Origin of the sequence: Bacteroides sp. RTP21281st1_H5_RTP21281_210402, from assembly GCF_040918965.1 — a bacterium.
Classification (GTDB): Bacteria; Bacteroidota; Bacteroidia; order Bacteroidales; family Bacteroidaceae; genus Bacteroides; species Bacteroides congonensis.
The window spans coordinates 66,938-85,293 of record NZ_JBCOWR010000011.1 but is presented as its reverse complement, the minus strand read 5'-3'; the positions used below and the strand labels follow the sequence as shown (position 1 = coordinate 85,293).

Annotated in this window: 10 protein-coding genes and 1 pseudogene; 10 read left to right on the top strand and 1 reads right to left on the bottom strand. The window is 44.7% G+C overall.

What is annotated here, in order from left to right:
• The first annotated feature begins 18 nt into the window (after nt 1-18).
• The 5 genes from AB5443_RS16310 to AB5443_RS16290 are packed head-to-tail and all read left to right on the top strand — an operon-like array spanning nt 19 to nt 8,674.
• Nucleotides 19-3,336 carry a SusC/RagA family TonB-linked outer membrane protein gene (locus AB5443_RS16310; protein ID WP_277129994.1) on the top strand — a complete coding sequence of 1,106 codons (3,318 nt, stop codon included), beginning with the start codon at nt 19-21 and terminating at the stop codon, nt 3,334-3,336.
• A gap of 12 nt (nt 3,337-3,348) precedes the next feature.
• Entirely contained in the window at nt 3,349-4,965 is a 1,617-nt protein-coding gene (locus tag AB5443_RS16305) for a RagB/SusD family nutrient uptake outer membrane protein (RefSeq protein WP_368113697.1), read from the top strand.
• A 22-nt stretch (nt 4,966-4,987) separates the two neighbouring features.
• Nucleotides 4,988-5,839: a DUF4843 domain-containing protein gene (locus tag AB5443_RS16300; RefSeq protein WP_217938293.1), complete on the top strand. Its 852-nt coding sequence runs from the start codon at nt 4,988-4,990 to the stop codon at nt 5,837-5,839.
• A gap of 13 nt (nt 5,840-5,852) precedes the next feature.
• On the top strand, nt 5,853-7,493 hold the full coding sequence (locus AB5443_RS16295; RefSeq protein WP_022138400.1) for a PKD-like family lipoprotein: 1,641 nt from the start codon (nt 5,853-5,855) through the stop codon (nt 7,491-7,493).
• Nucleotides 7,490-8,674 carry a thioredoxin family protein gene (locus AB5443_RS16290; protein WP_195407726.1) on the top strand — a complete coding sequence of 395 codons (1,185 nt, stop codon included), beginning with the start codon at nt 7,490-7,492 and terminating at the stop codon, nt 8,672-8,674. The genes AB5443_RS16295 and AB5443_RS16290 overlap by 4 nt, the downstream gene beginning before the upstream one ends.
• A 67-nt stretch (nt 8,675-8,741) precedes the next feature.
• On the opposite strand, the pseudogene AB5443_RS16285 reads toward AB5443_RS16290, so the two are convergent.
• Nucleotides 8,742-8,885 (bottom strand): annotated as a pseudogene (locus tag AB5443_RS16285) (peptidase M15); the annotation flags it as partial.
• 88 nt (nt 8,886-8,973) lie between these two features.
• On the opposite strand from AB5443_RS16285, the gene AB5443_RS16280 reads away from it, so the two are divergent.
• The 5 genes from AB5443_RS16280 to AB5443_RS16260 all read left to right on the top strand — a co-directional run bounded on the left by AB5443_RS16280 (nt 8,974) and on the right by AB5443_RS16260 (nt 18,336).
• Complete coding sequence (locus AB5443_RS16280) at nt 8,974-9,537, top strand: RNA polymerase sigma-70 factor (protein WP_022138402.1); 564 nt, start codon at nt 8,974-8,976, stop codon at nt 9,535-9,537.
• A gap of 76 nt (nt 9,538-9,613) precedes the next feature.
• Nucleotides 9,614-10,774: a FecR family protein gene (locus AB5443_RS16275; protein WP_368113695.1), complete on the top strand. Its 1,161-nt coding sequence runs from the start codon at nt 9,614-9,616 to the stop codon at nt 10,772-10,774.
• 31 nt (nt 10,775-10,805) lie between these two features.
• Nucleotides 10,806-14,282 carry a SusC/RagA family TonB-linked outer membrane protein gene (locus AB5443_RS16270; RefSeq protein ID WP_368113694.1) on the top strand — a complete coding sequence of 1,159 codons (3,477 nt, stop codon included), beginning with the start codon at nt 10,806-10,808 and terminating at the stop codon, nt 14,280-14,282.
• 11 nt (nt 14,283-14,293) lie between these two features.
• Nucleotides 14,294-15,769, top strand: coding sequence for a RagB/SusD family nutrient uptake outer membrane protein (locus AB5443_RS16265; RefSeq protein ID WP_195662045.1), 1,476 nt, complete (start codon nt 14,294-14,296; stop codon nt 15,767-15,769).
• 38 nt (nt 15,770-15,807) lie between these two features.
• Nucleotides 15,808-18,336 (top strand): TlpA family protein disulfide reductase, encoded by a 2,529-nt coding sequence (locus AB5443_RS16260; RefSeq protein ID WP_368119623.1) that lies wholly within the window; start codon nt 15,808-15,810, stop codon nt 18,334-18,336.
• Nucleotides 18,337-18,356 lie beyond the last annotated feature (20 nt).

Here is an 18,356-nt window from a genome sequence, read left to right as displayed (position 1 = left end):
TATAAAAAAACGAAAAGCATGAGAGAAAGGTTTATTTTACAAGGATTAGTGATGCTGATAGCTTTCACATTATCCCTCGCGACTCCATTCAAGGCATACGCGCAAAGCGGGCAGAAGGAGAGAATCACAATCACGGTCAAGCAGAAACCATTGGAAGAGGTATTGAAGAAACTGAGCAAGGAATACAACTACCAGTTATTCTACAACAATTCATTGGTGAAGGGAATCCGTGTATCCGTCTCCATACAAAAGGCCGGAATAAATCAAACGATGGACGTGCTACTGGCAGGAACCGGACTGCAATATAGTATCAAGGAGAAAACGATCGTCATTACCACAATCCCTTCCCGGAATACCGCAAAAGAAAAGAAACTGCTCAGCGGGCGTGTGGTGGATAAAGAAGGGAGAGCTATTCCGGGAGTAAACATTTTCACAGGCGACAAGACACAGGGAGCTGTCAGCGACATCGACGGTAATTTTGCATTCGCCAGTCCGCTGAAACACGGCACACTGCTGAACTTCACTTCCATAGGCATGAAGCCGCAACACATCGTGTATGGCGGAGAAAGTACCTTGAAAATAGTGATGGTAGAGGATGTCAACGAACTGGAAGCAGTTGTCGTCACCGGTGTGGTAAACAAAAAGCGGGAAAGTTTTACCGGCTCGGCTTCCACATTCACTGCCGACGAGTTGAAAGCTGTCGGTACGCAGAATGTCATTTCCAGTTTGAAGACATTGGATCCGGCATTCAATGTATTGGAAAGCGGAGAATTCGGCTCCGACCCGAACCGGATGCCGGACATTGAAATCCGTGGAAAATCCAGTCTGATCAGTACCCGCGACGAACTGGCAGAAGACCCTAACCAGCCGCTGTTTATCCTTGACGGCTTCGAATCCTCATTAGAAGCTATCTACAACCTCGACATGAACCGGGTTGCTTCCATTACAATACTGAAAGACGCCGCCTCTACCGCCATCTATGGTTCCAAAGCATCGAACGGTGTTGTAGTAGTGGAAACAATCAGGCCCAAATCCGGAAAACTTCACCTTACCTACAACGGTTCGGCAAATATATCATGGGCAGACCTCTCAAGCTATAATCTGATGAATGCTTCGGAAAAGCTCCGGTTCGAACAAATGGTCGGAAGATATACCTCATCGACCCCCAGCCAACAAATCGAACTGGATCAGTTATACAATAATAAACTGGCAGACGTAGCACGGGGAGTAGATACTTACTGGCTTGCAGAACCACTACGCACCGGCATCAACCACCGCCACTCACTATATGCGGAAGGCGGAGAAGGCGCATTCCAGTTCGGACTGGGACTTTCATACAACGGCATCACCGGTGTTATGAAAGAATCCAAACGCGACAACCTCAGCGGGAACATCGACCTGACTTACCGCCTCAACAAACTACAGTTTGTCAACAAGTTCTCTATGGACAACACGGCTTCCAGCAACCCGATCGTCGGCTTCTCCGAATATGCGGGCGCAAACCCATACTACATGAAATATAATGAAGACGGAGAGGTGGAAAGATGGCTTGAATATAATGACTATGTAGAAGCAGGCAACCCTCTGTACAACGCAGCACAAAACAGTTATAATAAAGGGAAATCCCTCTCCATCTCCGACAAGTTCATCATGGAGTATACTCCGATAGCGGCAATGAAAATACGTGCGCGTTTCGGAATTACCCATACCAACAGCAATACGGAAGCTTTTACCTCACCTCTCGACAGCGATTACTCGAAGGTGGATTTTACCAAGCGCGGTTCATACAATTATGGCGAAACGGAAAGCAACAAGTATGAAGGAGAACTGACGGTAACCTACGGCAAGACTTTCAACAAGGCACATCTTGTCAACATCGCCGCCGGAGGATACCTGTCCCAACTCGACTCTAAATCACATGGATACGCAGCCGTCGGATTTCCGGTAGGAGACTTCACACTGCCTTCATTTGCCAATGGTTATCCGGACAACGGAAGCCCCAGTTATTACGAAAACACTTCCCGTTCGGTAAGCGCCTACGCTATCGGCAACTATGCCTTCAACAACCGCTACCTGCTTGATTTCAGCTACCGTGTCAACGGTTCATCCGTATTCGGGACAGACAAGCATTACATCGGAACCTGGGCAGTCGGCCTGGCATGGAACTTGCACAATGAGAAATTTGTTTCTGAGAACATCGACGGCATCTCCATGTTCAAAATCCGTGCCTCTATCGGTAATCCCGGCAACCAGAACTTCTCTTCATCGTCTACTATCACCACTTTCCGTTATAACTTCAATTCATTCAATTATTTCGGAATGACTACGTCACTCGCACAGTTAGGCAATCCGGATTTGGAATGGCAGACCACTATCGACCGGAACATCGGTTTCGACATCACAATACTGAACGACCGCCTGACTTTGACCGGCGATTATTATTACAAGACCACCGACCCGCTGCTAATCGGTATCGACATGCCTGCCTCTACCGGAGCAACCGGCAATGTCATCTATAAGAACTTCGGTAAACAAACGACCAAAGGTTTCAACGCGCAAGCCACCTATTACATCATCCGGCAGATGGACAAACGCTTCTGGTGGTCAGTCAGGGGAACGCTCCGCCACGGTTCAAGCGAACTCAACGGGATAGGCAACCGGCTGGAATCCTTTAACACATCAGGCAGGGAAGGAGATCAGAACGGGCAAAACAAATCTACCAAGCGTTACTTTGACGGAGCCGACCCTGACGCCATCTGGGCAGTCCGTTCCGCCGGTATCGACCCGGCAACCGGACGCGAAATCTTTATCAAAAAGAACGGCGAACTCACCTACGACTTTTCATATGACGATGAAGTGATCATCGGCAGTAGCCGCCCTAAAGTAGAAGGTGTTCTCGGCAGCAGTTTCTCATGGAAAGGATTCTCCATGAATTTCGATTTCCGGTATCGCATGGGGGGATACTCTTTCAATTCCGTATTATACAACAAGGTGGAGAACATCACGACAAGCCAACTAAAGTATAATCAAGACAAACGGGCACTCTATGACAGATGGCAGAAACCGGGAGACATTGCCAAGTTCAAGAATATCGCCGACTCACAATCTACTCCAATGTCTTCACGCTTCGTGCAAAAGGACAATACACTGACACTGGAATCATTGCGTGTAGGATACGAATTCAAGCCGGAAATTGCCCGTAAAGTGGGAGTCAGTTCACTGAGGCTGAATGCTTACATGAATGACATATTCCGCATTTCCAGTATCAAGCAGGAACGCGGTACTTCTTATCCGTTTTCACGTAGCGTATCTTTCAATCTTTCATTAACTCTATAAAACGTATCCATTATGAAACTGAGAAACATTATCATATCATTATCTATATTCCTACTGACAGGCTGCCTGTGCGGATGTACGGACTGGTTGGATTACAAACCCAAGGATAAACAAAGCGAAGAACAGCAGTTCAGCACCAAGGATGGTTTCTATGCTGCCGTAAACGGAATCTACAACCGCATGGCGGGAAATTCATTGTACGGAAAGTACCTGTCTTATGAAATGATTGATGTACTGGCACAACGCTACACTGTCAACCTGACCGGTGACGACAGTTACTCCAAGTACCTACAAGCATTAATCAACTGGGATTACAGCAACGAAACTGTACTTTCCGCCCTCAGCAGCATTTGGGGAGAAGGCTACTCTACCATCATGAACACCAACGTGATACTGAATAATCTGGAGAAAGACATGAATGGTGAAGGTGCCGGAGTACTTCCCGAAAGAGAATATAAGATGCTGAAAGGAGAGATGCTGGCGGCAAGAGCCATGATCCATTTCGACCTGCTGCGCCTGTTCGGTCCGGTATATTTCCGTAATCCGGAAGGAAGAGGTATTCCCTACAACGAAAGTACTGAAACAAAAATTCTGGATATCCTTCCTACTGAAACTGTACTGAAAGACTATATCATCCGCGACCTGAAAGCAGCCGAAGCGCTACTGCTCGAATCGGATCCGGTGCTTACCGAAGGCCCGAGAGCCGAATACGACCAGATAACAATGGACAACTCCATGCGTTACCGCCAGTTACGCTTAAACTACTACGCCACTGTCCTGCTCACCGCCCGTACTTATTTATGGGGTGGAGATATGGGCAATGCCCTGGCAGAAGCCCGCAAACTGACGGATGATCCTAAAGTGAGAGGGTTCTTTCCGGCAGTAGATTCCGGAACGCTGCTGGGCAATTCCGTCAACCCTGACCTCATGTTTTCTACCGAGTGCCTCTTCGGATATTACAACAAAGACAGAGGGCTGATTTATGATTATACATTCGGCGGTTCAAACACGGGCAACAAACTGTTGGTACCACGTGCCGGATATGTAGACGGACAGTTGTTTGCCAACAATCCCGGAGATTACCGTTACCAGTCACAATGGGAAAACGGAAGCACACTGGACGGCAACAGCTCCAAGCGGCTGGTCAAATTCCGCGAAATCACGGATACAGCCAAAGATGAAATGTCAGGAAGCACCAGTGACGAAAACCAGATTCTGCAAGTACAAAAATTCCACGGTACATTCTGCTCACTTATGAAATTGAGCGAAGCATATTATATCGCGGCGGAAGCCATGGCTACGGAAGGATCGGAAGTTTACGACATGACAGCAGCATGGAACTATCTGCAACAAATATTCGACAGCAGGGGCGCAGTGCGGTCAAGCAACAATTTCCGGGATCTCCTGACAAAAGAATATATCCGCGAATTTATCGGTGAAGGACAGGTCTTCTTCTATTTCAAGCGCCTGAACAAAGCATTTGACAACGCTTACAACGGACGGCAAGCTATTCAGATTGAAATCATACCGGGACTTCCTTTTTATGATGATAAGGAAAACGTCACCGAAGAAGCCAAAGAGAAGCGCTTTATAGCACCTCTGCCAACCAATGAACTGGATAATCGTTGAACTCCTAAAGACATGTAACAATATGAAACTAAATTATAAATGGCTCACCTCCACTATCATGGCCGCCCTGTTTTTATTTACTGCCTGCCAAAAAGAAGAAGTGGTAACCTATGATTCAAATGAAAGTAAAGTGTACTTCCAAGTACAAAACTATGCTACTTCCAGCGGAACGGTAGGATACACCACGCAGACATCCTACTCTTTTGTAGGGGCAAAAGAGAGCTTTACCAACGTCATCTTTAAAGGAACCATCCAACTATTAGGAAAGGTTGAAAACTACGAACGGAAAGTAAGGATAATTATCGACCGGGAGAACACCACCATGACCGAAGGGGAAGATTATGAAATCGACTTGGATACGGTAGTTATCAAAGCCGGTGAAAATCAGGCAAAAATAGGAGTACGTTTTCTAAGGAACGCCAGTTTCAGGACACAAAAAGAAAAGCTCGTATTAAAACTGGAACCGAATGAGAACTTTACCGTCCTGGAGAAATATAAGTCGGTCAATACTTGGTCGAACACTACGGCGGATTATCTGGACGGCAGCCGTTATACATTCATCATTGACGAGATTTACAGCGAACCGGGAAGTTGGGCTACGCTGAAAGCTGTAAACTATTTCGGTGCATGGAATGCCGTCAAGTATACCTTTATCAACAATTTCTTCGGATTCTCACTGGACGACTGGAGCTATATCAATGGAGCAGGTTCCAAGATTACCGCAGGACGTATGCCTTACTATGCCCTCCAACTACAAAAAGAGTTACAGAGAAGGGCGGACGATCCCGAATTATCTCCCGTACTGGATGAAGACGGCTCGTATATGCAACTGCCGGAACCTTATCAAGTAGATTATTCGAATGTACAACAATAAAAACACAACGTTTATGAACAAGATAATGAAACATACCCATATAATCGGTTTGCTCTCCCTGCTCTTATTTGTCTCCTGTCTGGACGATAAAGGCAACTATACATATGGAGAAAAGGATATCATTACAATTGATATGCCAACAACACTTTCCGTAGTGGCCAATGCTGAATATATAGATATCAAACCGGTAATCACTTCCAATAAGGAAGGAGCTATCGAAGACGGCAATGCCAATTACGAATTTCTGTATGAACGGGTCAACTCTGACGGAGACTGGGTCATCCTGAGTTCCGAAAACAAAAAAGACCTTTACAGGATAGCTGATCTGGGAATCGGAAAACATACCTGCCGCTATAGTGTGACTGATAAACGTACCGGCATAAAGAGCGTCAAAGGATTTGATATCAACATTATAGTCTCTACCTCCGAAGGATGGATGCTTCTCTGTAATGAAGGCAGCGAAGAGAGAGTGCGGCTGGACATGCTTTCCCAATTGTCGAAAGACCGTATTATCCCCGCCTACGATATAGCAAAAAATCCGGACATTCCCGAAATGTACCACGCCAGAAGCCTGGGATTCTTTTCTAACAGGAGGGGAACCATCGGAGATAAAATTACGCTGATGGCCGAAACGGAAAGCTATCTGCTCAATAACACATACCTTACCATTGACGGGAATGCGTATGAAATGAAAGCATCACTGTTCGCTTCATCACCGGAAGACCATATTGTCAATTTCGCATGTGTACCCAACAACGACTTTACAAATCATGCAGCTATCATCGCCGTCTCCAAAGAAGGCAATGCATTTGTCTGGGACCTGCTGCAAAGCGGTACAGCTTTTGAAGATCCCGCCAATACTTCCGAACGGGGAGGAGCACCAGAATATAGAGTGTCTCCCTTTGTCGGTGTGAGCACCCAAAGAAGTACCACCGGATTAAGCGACGGGGGTGCCGCCTTGCTGTATGACATTGACAACCATCGCTTTATAGGTTGGGATGGGGAAAGAGAAGAACAGGCCAGACGCCAGACCTGCTATCCGCTGAAAGACCCGGACAGTACCGAAAAGTTATTCAGCTTCAACACCGGTTCTATGGAGCTGGTTTCAATGGCAAATACAGCTTTCTCCAACGGGGCGGTTTACGCAATCATGCAAGACGGGAATAAGCGTCATATATATTCTATTAATCTATCCAACAGCGATTTCAAACAAGAGGGATGCTGGGAAGACATACAACTAACAGACTTTGACAAAGCAACCTTGTTCTGTGCCCACTCCCAATATCAAACCTTATATTATGCCTATAAAAACAAAGTGTATTCTTACAACCTTTCTACAGGAGCAAGTAAAGAGGCTATCACACTCAATCCGAATGAGGAAGTAACCACAATCAAGTTTTGCATGTATGATAATCCCGGAGGAGTGACCCAGCTTACCGCAAAAATGGATGAAGAAACGGCAGCCGCCTTTACAGCCCGCCAATATGAGTTGATTGTCGGTTCTTATGATACGACATCTACCGACAATAACGGTGGGATTCTTCGCTTTTACCAAACAAGTTCGCCGGGAACGGACTTGACATTGAAGCCCGGATGGGAATACACCGGATACGCAAAAATTATAGACGTTAAATATAAAGAAGTCAAACCATGATGAGAATAAACTTACTCTTAAAATGTATCATTACTACAATAATAGTATCAGGCACTATTATTCCTGCCGGTAACGCGCAAGGTATCCAATTTGAAGAATCAACTTTCAATGAGGCGCTGGCAAAAGCCGGACAGCAAAAAAAGCTGCTTTTCATAGACTGCTACACTACCTGGTGCGGTCCGTGCAAGATGCTGAGTAAAATGGTATTTCCCAACGATACCGCAGGAGCTTTCTTCAACAAACATTTCATCAACCTGAAAATGGACATGGAAAAAGGGGAAGGAAAAACACTAAGTAAAACATTCCGGATCACAGGTTATCCCACTTTACTTTTTATCAATCCGGAAAATCAGGAAATAGTGTACCGCGTATGCGGGGCACATCCCAACGTCCAGTGGCTGGTGGGTGAAGCACAAAAAGCCGTTGACCCCAATCAGAATTTGCCGGGACTTTCCGCCCGTTATACCGAAAACAAACAAGATGCCCCGACAGTACTTAGATATCTGAACGGTCTTGGCGCTGCTTCCATGATGCATGAAAGGGATAGCGTCCTGCATTTATATTTAAGTAGCCTGTCCGATGAAAACAGATACTCGGAAGACAACTGGCAGATCATTGAAAGTCAAGTCAACGAACCATACTCCACCGGATTTGAGTACCTTCTGAAGTATGCTCCCGGTTACCGCCAGTCCATAGGAGAGGAGAAAGTGAATGAGAAAATAGAAACTGTCTACAAATACGCTGTTTCCAGATTTATCCGGAGAAAACGTATTCCCGCGGAGCAATTTCCACAACCAATGTTTGACAGGCTTGTATCCCTGCTGAAAGAATATAACGGTAAGAACGCTTCTTTTTACCGTGCGGAACTCAATCTTGTAGATCTGGTACAAAAAGGAGACTACAAAGGAGTGATGGACGCACTGGACGGAACAGAAAAAGATCCGGCTTTTTCAGATGACAAGCGGTTTTATTTTACTTGGGTCAATCTCAATTATCTATCTGAATGCAAAGATCCGGTTATCATCAACCGCGGGTTGGCATGGGCGGAAAAACTGAAACCTTATCTCTCTACTCCTGCCATGAAGCGAAGCTGGCTATTAATGAAATCAGCATTATACGCTGCCAAAGGAGACAGTGAAACGGAAAAAGCACTGAAAGAGGAAGCGGAAAAGATGAAATAACAACTTCCATTACATATTCCTTTCCTGTTTGGTGGACATTAGCAGTCCACCAAACAGAAATATGAATCTACCGCCCGATAATCATCTCACAAAATTTATCCTGAAACGCCCTTGCCTTAGTAACCGAAAGCACGTTCCGGTTCATTATGGCAAATGCTGCTTTGTGGCCATTCTTCATCTTCAGATAACCTGCAAACACATTGATAGTTGTCAAGTCATAGACAGAAATATAGAGTTTTTCCCCGAAAAATTTTGGTAGTAAAAGAAAATACGTACTTTTGCGTACATAACATAGCCAGATGGTAACACTCCCAAATAACAATATTGACAATATAAGAATGCAGGGAACAAGCAGTAAGAAAGAATTCGATATCTTTTTCAAAAAATACTATACGCTGTTCCTTTCCTTTGCCTGCCGCTATCATCTGGGTACAGAAGAAGCGCGTGATATTGTTCAGGACGTTTTCATTGCCTTTTGGGAACAACATGAGCATTTCACTTCTATCATTGCCATCAAAGCTTTCTTCTACCGTTCCATAGCCAACCGTTGTCTCGACTATCTGAAACATGAAGACGTGAAAAACCGCTATGCCGAAAGCCAACTGGAGACGATGCAGAGCGAAGAATTTATTCAGGAAAACATTATCCGGGAAGAAGTCTCGTTCATCGTGCGAAAAAAAATCAAGCTCCTCACTCCACGCGAGCAGGAAATCATCATCCTTTCACTCCAGAATAAATCCAATCAGGAGATAGCCGACATGCTTTCATTGTCAGTCCCCACAGTGAAATCACACAAGATGCACGCCTATGCCCGCCTGCGCACAGAACTGGAGGAATTAAGATTTCTACTGCTTATTTTATAAAAAATCAATTTTTATATCATACTACTTGTTAAGTATGTCGTTTTACTTATAAACGCCATAGATTCCATTTATATATATGACAGAAGATAAAATCAAAGAAAGCATTCAGATAGCCGAGGAATTGGCTGGAGAAATTTGTACAGGAAAAACTTCGACTTCCTCACTTGCCGAAGAATGGAAAAAAGAGTCACCCGTACTATATGAAGAGTTACGGAAACAGGAACAACTCCCTGAGGAGATTGCTTTCCACGATTCTATCAACATAGACGAGGCACTACAACAGGTAAACAAACACATCATTCTCCCCCCAAGGAAACTCAACATCCGTGTGATAAGCAGTATCGCCGCCTCTTTCCTTTTAATTGTAAGTACAGCCACACTATGGTTGTGGACAGAAAACAAGAAAGAAGTTATCCCCGAATGGGCAACTACCGCCCCCGTTACTTCGAACACATCCATCATCGCACAAAACAACGAGCCGGTGGTTCTGCCGGAGAACAACCTGACCGTCAAAGGTAACCAACTGCTTGGAAGTACACTGGACGGCAAGCAGAACATCTCCATAAAACTGAATCCTGACAACCAATTCAATAAACTGTCTGTCCCCACAGGCGGGAGTTATCAACTGACACTGGAAGACGGGACAGTCGTTCAAGTCAATGCCGCTTCAGAACTATCCTTTCCCACCCACTTCAAGAAGCATTTACGCCAGGTCAGACTGCAGGGAGAAGGATATTTCAGAGTAAAATCCAATCCTCAGAGTCCGTTCAACGTATTGTTAGGCACACTGAATGTACAAGTAACGGGAACGACCTTTAATATCAGAGCCTATGAAGCGGAAAAGAATATACGTATCACCCTTGTCGAAGGCTCGGTCAATGTGCGTGAAGGACAAAAAGTGCTTGCCACACTATCCCCCGGCGAACAGTTCACCTACCAAAAGACGACAGGCGAATACAACATTACACAAGCCAATATATCAGCCATCACCGGCTGGACAGAGGACAAATTCGTTTTCCGCAATGAACCTATCGGTACTATCATGGCGGAACTTTCACGCTGGTATAATGTAGACATCAATGTAAGCGAAGATATACAAGATATACGTTACAGCGGCATACTATCACGCAAACAGCCGCTCGTAGAAATACTCAATATCCTGCACCTGACAAATGAACTTGACTTCAAAATCCATCAGGACAGGAAAATAGACGCCATAGAGAAAAAGAATGAATAATAGCATCTAATATTATAAATCTCACATAGTTATGACAGAAAAGCTTATTTCCAAAGGACTCATGTTGGCAATTTCCCTCATCCTGTCCTGTACCGCCCCGTTGGCATATGCCCAAACAAGCCAACCGGAGAAGATCACTGTTACGGTAAGTAAAAAACCGTTGGAAAACGTGTTGGAGAAACTGAGTAAGCAGTATGGCTACCAGTTTTTCTATAACGCCTCTCTGTTGAAAGGGGTCAATGTGTCCGTATCTCTACAGGAAGCCGAAATCAACAACGTAATGAAAACGCTTCTGACAGGAACCGGACTACAATACTCTATTAAAGGAAGAACGATTGTCATTACCGCCATCCCCAAGGAGGCGACAACCAAAACACTATTGAGCGGACGCGTAATTGACAGTGACAAGAATGTGATTCCGGGCGTTACCATTATTGCGCAAGACAAAAGTCAGGCAGCCGTTACCGATATTGACGGACGCTTCACATTCTCCAAACCACTGCCATACGGTACTGTACTTCACTTTACCTCTGTAGGAATGAAATCGCATGACGTAGTTTACAGTGGCGAACAACTGCTGCAAGTAGTCATGGTAGAGGATGTGAAACAACTGGATGCAGTAATCGTCACCGGTTTCCAGACGATCTCACGCGAACGGGCAACCGGAGCAGCCACGATTGTGAAGAGCAACTATCTCGACAAAATCCAAGCACCGGATTTGGGCAGTAAACTGGAAGGTGCCACTCCCGGACTGAGCAACTATAACGGAAAAATGAGTATTCGCGGTACTTCTTCATTTTCCATCAACTCTACTCCACTATTGGTATTGGACGGACAACCTGTCACCGGAGTAAGCATTAACGAACTTAATCCAGAAGACATTGAAACAATAACCGTGCTGAAAGATGCCGCAGCCACCTCTCTATATGGTGTACGGGCTTCGAACGGTGTCATTGTCGTATCCACCAAACGCGGAACGGGCAAGAAACCGAACATCAATGTGTCTGCCAACTTTTATCTGAATCCGTTGCCATCACTCGACTACCGCCATTATGCATCTACCAGTGACATCATTGATTACGAAAGAGACTATCTGACCAATAATCCTAATTACCAAGATAATCCGTTGGATTATTTCGAATCGCTGAACGATATGAAAGCCCCCAGTTACATATCAACAGTAGACCGTCTCTATTATCGTCTCGCCAAAGGAGAAATCACAGAAAGCCAGTTGAACAACTCACTCGACCTTTTGCGGAAGAATGATTATAGAAAAGCTTATCGTGACGAACTGCAACAAATGAACTTCGTACAGGACTATAATCTCTCTCTTTCCAAAGCGGGCGACAAATCCAACTTCTTCTTTTCTGCCCGTTACGAAAACGAAAGCACCTACAACAAGAATAACAGCTATGACAAGTTCACTTTCTACATGAAAAACGAACTCGACCTGACCAAGTGGTTTAAACTCACCGTAGGGACAAATGTGGGTATCGGCAACAGCAGTTATTCGCAAGCAGGCTATCAAGGGACAACGGTACCTATGCCATACGAAACTCTCTACAACGAAGACGGCAGTTATGCCTATATCTACCCGCACAACTACTACAACTCCCAGAGAGTGAGCCAGACAGATGGTCTGAAACCTATGGGATACAACGCCGTGGAAGAATCGACCAAGAATATGCAAGATACCGACGACATCTATTGGAAACTCTTCACACATGCCGATTTCAAACTGCTCAAAGGATTGAACTTCGGTGTGAAATTCCAGTATGAGAGACGGGATCAAAATACTGAACGTCAAGATGAAGAAGACTCATACTATATGAGAAACATGATTAATGGATATGCAGCCACCAATCCGCAAGGCGGATTTACCTACTATATCCCCGAAGGCGGAAGAATGGAAGAGTCTCACGCACGCTGGTCGTATATGAACCTACGTGCACAATTTGACTATCAAACGACTATCAACGACAAACATGAGATTACCGCCTTGCTAGGTGGAGAAATCCGTGAAGACAAATATCGCAAGACAATAAGCGAGCGCTATGGCTACAACGGACAGAAGCTGATTTACAAGCAAGTAGACTGGGCGGTATTGAACGAAGGTGTCATAGGACAACTAAGCAACAGTCCTTTTCAAAAGCAAGAGCAACTACATGTAGGTGACTCACATCACCGTTATGTCTCTGCCTACTTCAATGCCGGTTATTCATACGATACACGCTATGCCCTCAATGGTAGCGTCCGTATAGAACAGGCCGATCTTTTTGGCACTGATCCCAAATACCGCTATCGCCCGTTATGGTCGGTAGGTGCCAGCTGGAACATTTCCAATGAAGAATTCATGAAGGATATCACTTGGGTAGATATGCTCAAGCTTCGTGCTACCTACGGTATCACAGGTAACGTAGACCAAAATACATCACCCTATTTATTAGGCAATTACTCTGTCTCTCCTTACAGCCAGGCCAACCTGACGACTATCATCTCTCCACCTAACAAATTGCTCCGCTGGGAAAAGACTTCAACTTTCAATCTCGGACTGGACTTTTCTCTTCTCAGAAGACTAAGCGGTAGCTTTGACTTTTATCAGCGTTATAGTTCGGACTTGCTTGCCAATACCAATCTTGATCCTTCTACAGGCTTCCAAACGGCAAGAGTAAACAACGGAGCCATGCGAAACAGAGGTATAGAGCTTTCTCTTTCGTATGATTGGCTTAACAGCCGGGACTGGTCATTCAATACTACCTTTACCGCCGCCTACAACAGTAACAAGATAAAAAAAGTAGGTTATATCCCTACTTCCGCCAAGAGTATGCTGACTAGCCCGGGTAGTTTCTATCTCCAAGGAGATACCTACAACTCGCTTTATGCCTACCGCTACGCAGGACTGACAGACGAAGGAAATCCCTCGGTATATGACGCTGAAGGAAACGTGGTCTCTCTGAAACCTGTGGACGAAATTGACGCCCTGACATGTGTAGGACAGCTCGATCCGAAATGGAACGGAGCACTTGACATCAGTCTGCGCTGGAAGCAACTCAACTTCTTCACTAAGATTGTCTACTATGCAGGACATTCATTACGGGTGGACGCCACTCCCCTCTACAACGGACTTCGCCCTGAAACCTACAAAGGGGCCATTCATGAAGACATCGTCAACCGCTGGACACCGGAACATACCAATACGGATATCCCGTCAATGACTGCTTACGGAATAAGTACCGACCGTGGATACCAATGGAAATATGCTGACTATAATACAGCAAGTGCCGCATTCATAAAGATACGTAATATCGGAGTGAGCTACACACTACCCCAAGAATGGATAAGTAAAGCAGGATTCAAGGGAATCAGCCTGCGTGCTCAAGTGAACAACCCTTGTTACTGGGCTGCCAACAAACGGAATATCGATCCCGAAGCTTTCAATGCTAATTCCGGTACACGGAATGACGAAAAAGCGACCAGTTACATATTAGGTATCAACATCAATTTCTAAAACGACTCAGTATGAAACAAAATATTATTATAGGCTGTATAGCCGCAGCAGTCAGCCTAAGTGCCTGTGACAACTATCTGGACATCGTCCCTAAAGGAGAGTCCGTGCTCAACCAGACCAGCGACTATCTAGGATTAATCGAAGACATTTACGGATATCCCATTCAGGCAGAATGGTATCTATGTGGGGAGGCCACTTCTTATAATATGGAGCTACTTGAGAATTATTCCTCACCGCTCACTTCAGCCGCATTCTACTGGAATGAAGATTTTGACCGCGCTTCCTACATGACAGCCACCGGAAGTAACGATATGTACACCGTATGTTATAGAAAGATATCAAATTTCAATATTATTATCCAGAATATCAACAAATCTGAAGGAAGTGATGACGAAAAGCGCTATGGCATGGCACAGGCTAAGATTATGCGTGCTTATTCTTATTTCTACCTCATCAATACATTCGCAAAACCCTACAATCCGGAAACAGCAGCCCAAGACCGGGGAATCATCCTTCGCGAAGACTTTGATATGGAAGCAGAAGGAGTGCAATCTACTGTAGCTGACGCTTATGCCCTGATTCAACGCGACATTGAAGAAGCTTTGCCCGATCTTCCGCACATAGCCTTGAATACATTCCGTCCCGACAAGTCGTTCGGTTATGCACTGAAAGCCAAAGTACATCTCTTTAAAAGAGAATTCGATGAAGCACTTCAAGCTTCACTGGACTGTATCAAGGAAGCGGAAAGTGAAGGACGCCACAAATTATGGAACATGAATACGGAATATCAGGCAGCGGTCAATTATGCGGTACAAACTCTCAAATTGCCGGAAACGATGATAGAATATGGAATGCCCATGTTTTCCATGTTCCGTATGTCCGTCCAGGCAATGTATTTCACCCATCCGTATGAAGATCCTGAAAATCTTTTTTCCCAGAATGGACAAACTCAGTTTGACCCTTCTCCCAGTATGGTACGCAAGCCGGTCATGGACCTATATATACCAAAGAGCGACTTACGATATACCTTCAATTTAGGATCAACCCCCACCAGACCCACTGCCGAACCCGGAAGTATTATGTTGAATTTCGGCGCATTCTACCACTGGAATCCTGCCGGAATCAAGCTTTCCGAAGCATATCTGATGGCAGCAGAATGTTATGCCCGCAAAGGTGACAAGGAGAACGCCATGGAGTACGTAAACGACGTGCGCAAAAACCGGATTATCACCAAATATTATACCGATCTCACCGCTACTGATGCAGACGATGCCATGAGAATTGTTCGTGAAGAGCGTAAACGCGAACTATTGTTCACCAGCAACAGTTTCTTTGACATGCGCCGTTTCTGTACGGAATTCAACGAGACATTGACACGGGAAGTGGACGGAAAGACATATACTCTCAAACCAGATTCGCACCTGTTGACATTCCCGTTCCCTGTATCTGCCATGCAAAACAGTAACTTAATACAAAACAGCAAATAATGAAAACATTCACTCTATTCATAGCAACACTTCTCTGTATGTTCACATATACAGAGGGGTTCGCTTTATCTTCCGACAATAAAGCAGCACATATCACTTTCAAAGCAGAAACCAACGGAAAGAAAATCTATTTCCAGAGCGAAAGTGATACGCTCTACGGCTATCAGGAAGTGAAGCCGGGGGAGACGATAACCCTACAACTGGATGAACCTGCCTATTACTATTATATGGGCTCCAATAGCAATATGGCAACTGTATTCGTCACTCCCGGTTCAACAAGCCGTATCAAGGAGAAAAACGGGGAAATATCTTTCGAAGGGGACAATGCCGCAATCAATCAGTTCATTCAACAGCATTCTTCCATTTTCAAAATCCCTGAAAATATAGCCACATACTCCACCGAGTGGCTGGAATTCCAGCATAAAATGCTTGCAGAGTCAATTGACGCACTGAAAGCATCGGATTTACCTGATGAATTCAAGCACATACACGGGTACTATTATCAATATTCATTTCTCAATCAACTGCTGAAGGGACCGGACCTGATGCGCATGTTTATGAAAAAGGAAGTGAATTTACCGGCAAATTATTACGATGACGTAAGAAAGAACCGATATGAAGATGCTGCATTGCTATATTATCCCAAATGGTTTACTGTGATGCGCGAATCAATGGAAATATTAGAAAAGAAGGGCGAATGGCAACCCGACCCGACAAACTTTCTCGCCCAATATACAGCAAGAATATCCAATAATGAAGTGAAAACCGCTTTCCTGATTCGTTATCTGAGACAAATCTTGAAAGCAGGTTATTCCGATGATTTTCCGACATATCTGTCTGTCGCAAAATCATCCGTACCTACGCATAGCAAAACATTCCTTCAGGAACTGGCCCAACTGGAAAAACAGTATAACGAAATAAAAGCACGATACAGCAACATCACCCGTGGAAATACGGCACCTGTATTTACCGCCAATGACATTGACGGAAAGACTTACTCTTCCGCCGACTATGCAGGAAAAGTGTCAGTGCTCGATTTCTGGTTCAGCGGCTGCATCCCTTGCAAAGCTGAAATGCCCTATATGGAGAAACTGGCGGAGAAGATGAAAGGGGAGAACATTCAGTTCTTCACTTTGTCACTCGACACCGGAGAACAGTTGCTCAAAGCGTGGAAAGAACTTGTGAAAGACAAAAACGGAGCGACTTTGCAACTCAACGTACCCAACGGATTCAAGTCTGAAATAGCGAAACATTACGGAATCCGTTCCGTTCCCCGCATCGTCATTATCGACCAACAGGGAAAGATTGTGGATGCTTTCGCCAAACGTCCTTCAGATCCCAAACTATATCAGCAACTACTGAAATTGTTGAATAAAGAGGAATCCGGCACACTGACAAAAGAAGAAGCGACAGCCGCTATGATGGCACTAAGAAACGCTGATACCGCAGCACAAAAAGAAGAAATGCTGAAGAAGTTCATGGCACAAGTGAAGAAAGAAAAAGCGGACTTTGCTTACCCGATGGTGAATATGATGATGTCATTTACCATAGAGGCATTTTATGCGGAAGGCAATCGGGAAAAAGCCGAAGGTTATATGGCTAATATTCCGGATTCGCCATTCAAACGTGATGTATTGGCTATCTCCGGATTCAATCGTTTAGAGAATGGCAGTTTTGAAATGGCAGCAGAATTGCTGAATAGAGCTATCAAGATGACCACCGAAGGAAAAGATGAAGATACGCTTCCCAAAGAGGAGAAGCACAAACTCAATCAAATTCTCACTGCTTATGTAGAAGCATTGGTAAAAGACAATCGTATACAAGAAGCGGTTCCTTACGCCAAACAAATATACGAATCCAGTAATAAGCAGGATTATACTATCAATAATTGCTACGCCACAACGCTCGTCTTTGAAAAGAAATTCAGTGAAGCAACCCCTATACTGGAAACCTTTGTCCGCATGGGAAAAGCTACTCCGCAACAAATAGACTGGCTGAAGCAGGCATATACCCGGAAAAACGGTAAGGAAAAAGGATTCGAGCAATATTTGGATGAATTGAAATCGGAATTCCACAATGCTTTACAGGAAAAGCTCGTGCAGAATATGGTGAACGAACCTGCTCCGCTCTTTACGCTTCACAATATGGACGGAAAGGAAGTCTCACTGGCAAGCCTGAAAGGGAAGGTGGTAGTACTTGACTTTTGGGCTACATGGTGCGGTCCCTGCAAAGCATCTTTCCCCGCCATGCAGGAGACAATCAACCGTTTTGCAGACAATAAAGAGGTGGTATTCCTTTTCATCAATACACTCGAAAGTAAAAAGAATCCTCTGGAAACCGTACGTAAATATATGAATGATAAAGGATTTACTTTCAATGTAGTATTTGACGTGAAAGACCCGAACACTAATAAATTTCCTGTTATAGAGAGCTATAAGGCCAAAGGAATCCCGGCTAAGTTCATTATAGACAAGGAAGGAAATATACGGTTCAAACCTGTCGGTTTCTCCGGTTCCAATGAAGAGACAGTGGAAGAACTGTCGGCAATGATAAAAGCATTGTTATAATATTTATCTTTATATATTGA

Excerpts from the sequence above, each read along its gene's own strand:
- AB5443_RS16275 (WP_368113695.1), top strand. The coding sequence starts at position 9,614 with ATGACAGAAGATAAAATCAAAGAAAGCATTCAGATAGCCGAGGAATTG.
- AB5443_RS16260 (WP_368119623.1), top strand. The coding sequence starts at position 15,808 with ATGTTCACATATACAGAGGGGTTCGCTTTATCTTCCGACAATAAAGCA.
- AB5443_RS16265 (WP_195662045.1), top strand. The coding sequence starts at position 14,294 with ATGAAACAAAATATTATTATAGGCTGTATAGCCGCAGCAGTCAGCCTA.
- AB5443_RS16295 (WP_022138400.1), top strand. The coding sequence starts at position 5,853 with ATGAACAAGATAATGAAACATACCCATATAATCGGTTTGCTCTCCCTG.
- AB5443_RS16310 (WP_277129994.1), top strand. The coding sequence starts at position 19 with ATGAGAGAAAGGTTTATTTTACAAGGATTAGTGATGCTGATAGCTTTC.
- AB5443_RS16270 (WP_368113694.1), top strand. The coding sequence starts at position 10,806 with ATGACAGAAAAGCTTATTTCCAAAGGACTCATGTTGGCAATTTCCCTC.
- AB5443_RS16305 (WP_368113697.1), top strand. The coding sequence starts at position 3,349 with ATGAAACTGAGAAACATTATCATATCATTATCTATATTCCTACTGACA.
- AB5443_RS16290 (WP_195407726.1), top strand. The coding sequence starts at position 7,490 with ATGATGAGAATAAACTTACTCTTAAAATGTATCATTACTACAATAATA.
- AB5443_RS16300 (WP_217938293.1), top strand. The coding sequence starts at position 4,988 with ATGAAACTAAATTATAAATGGCTCACCTCCACTATCATGGCCGCCCTG.
- AB5443_RS16280 (WP_022138402.1), top strand. The coding sequence starts at position 8,974 with ATGGTAACACTCCCAAATAACAATATTGACAATATAAGAATGCAGGGA.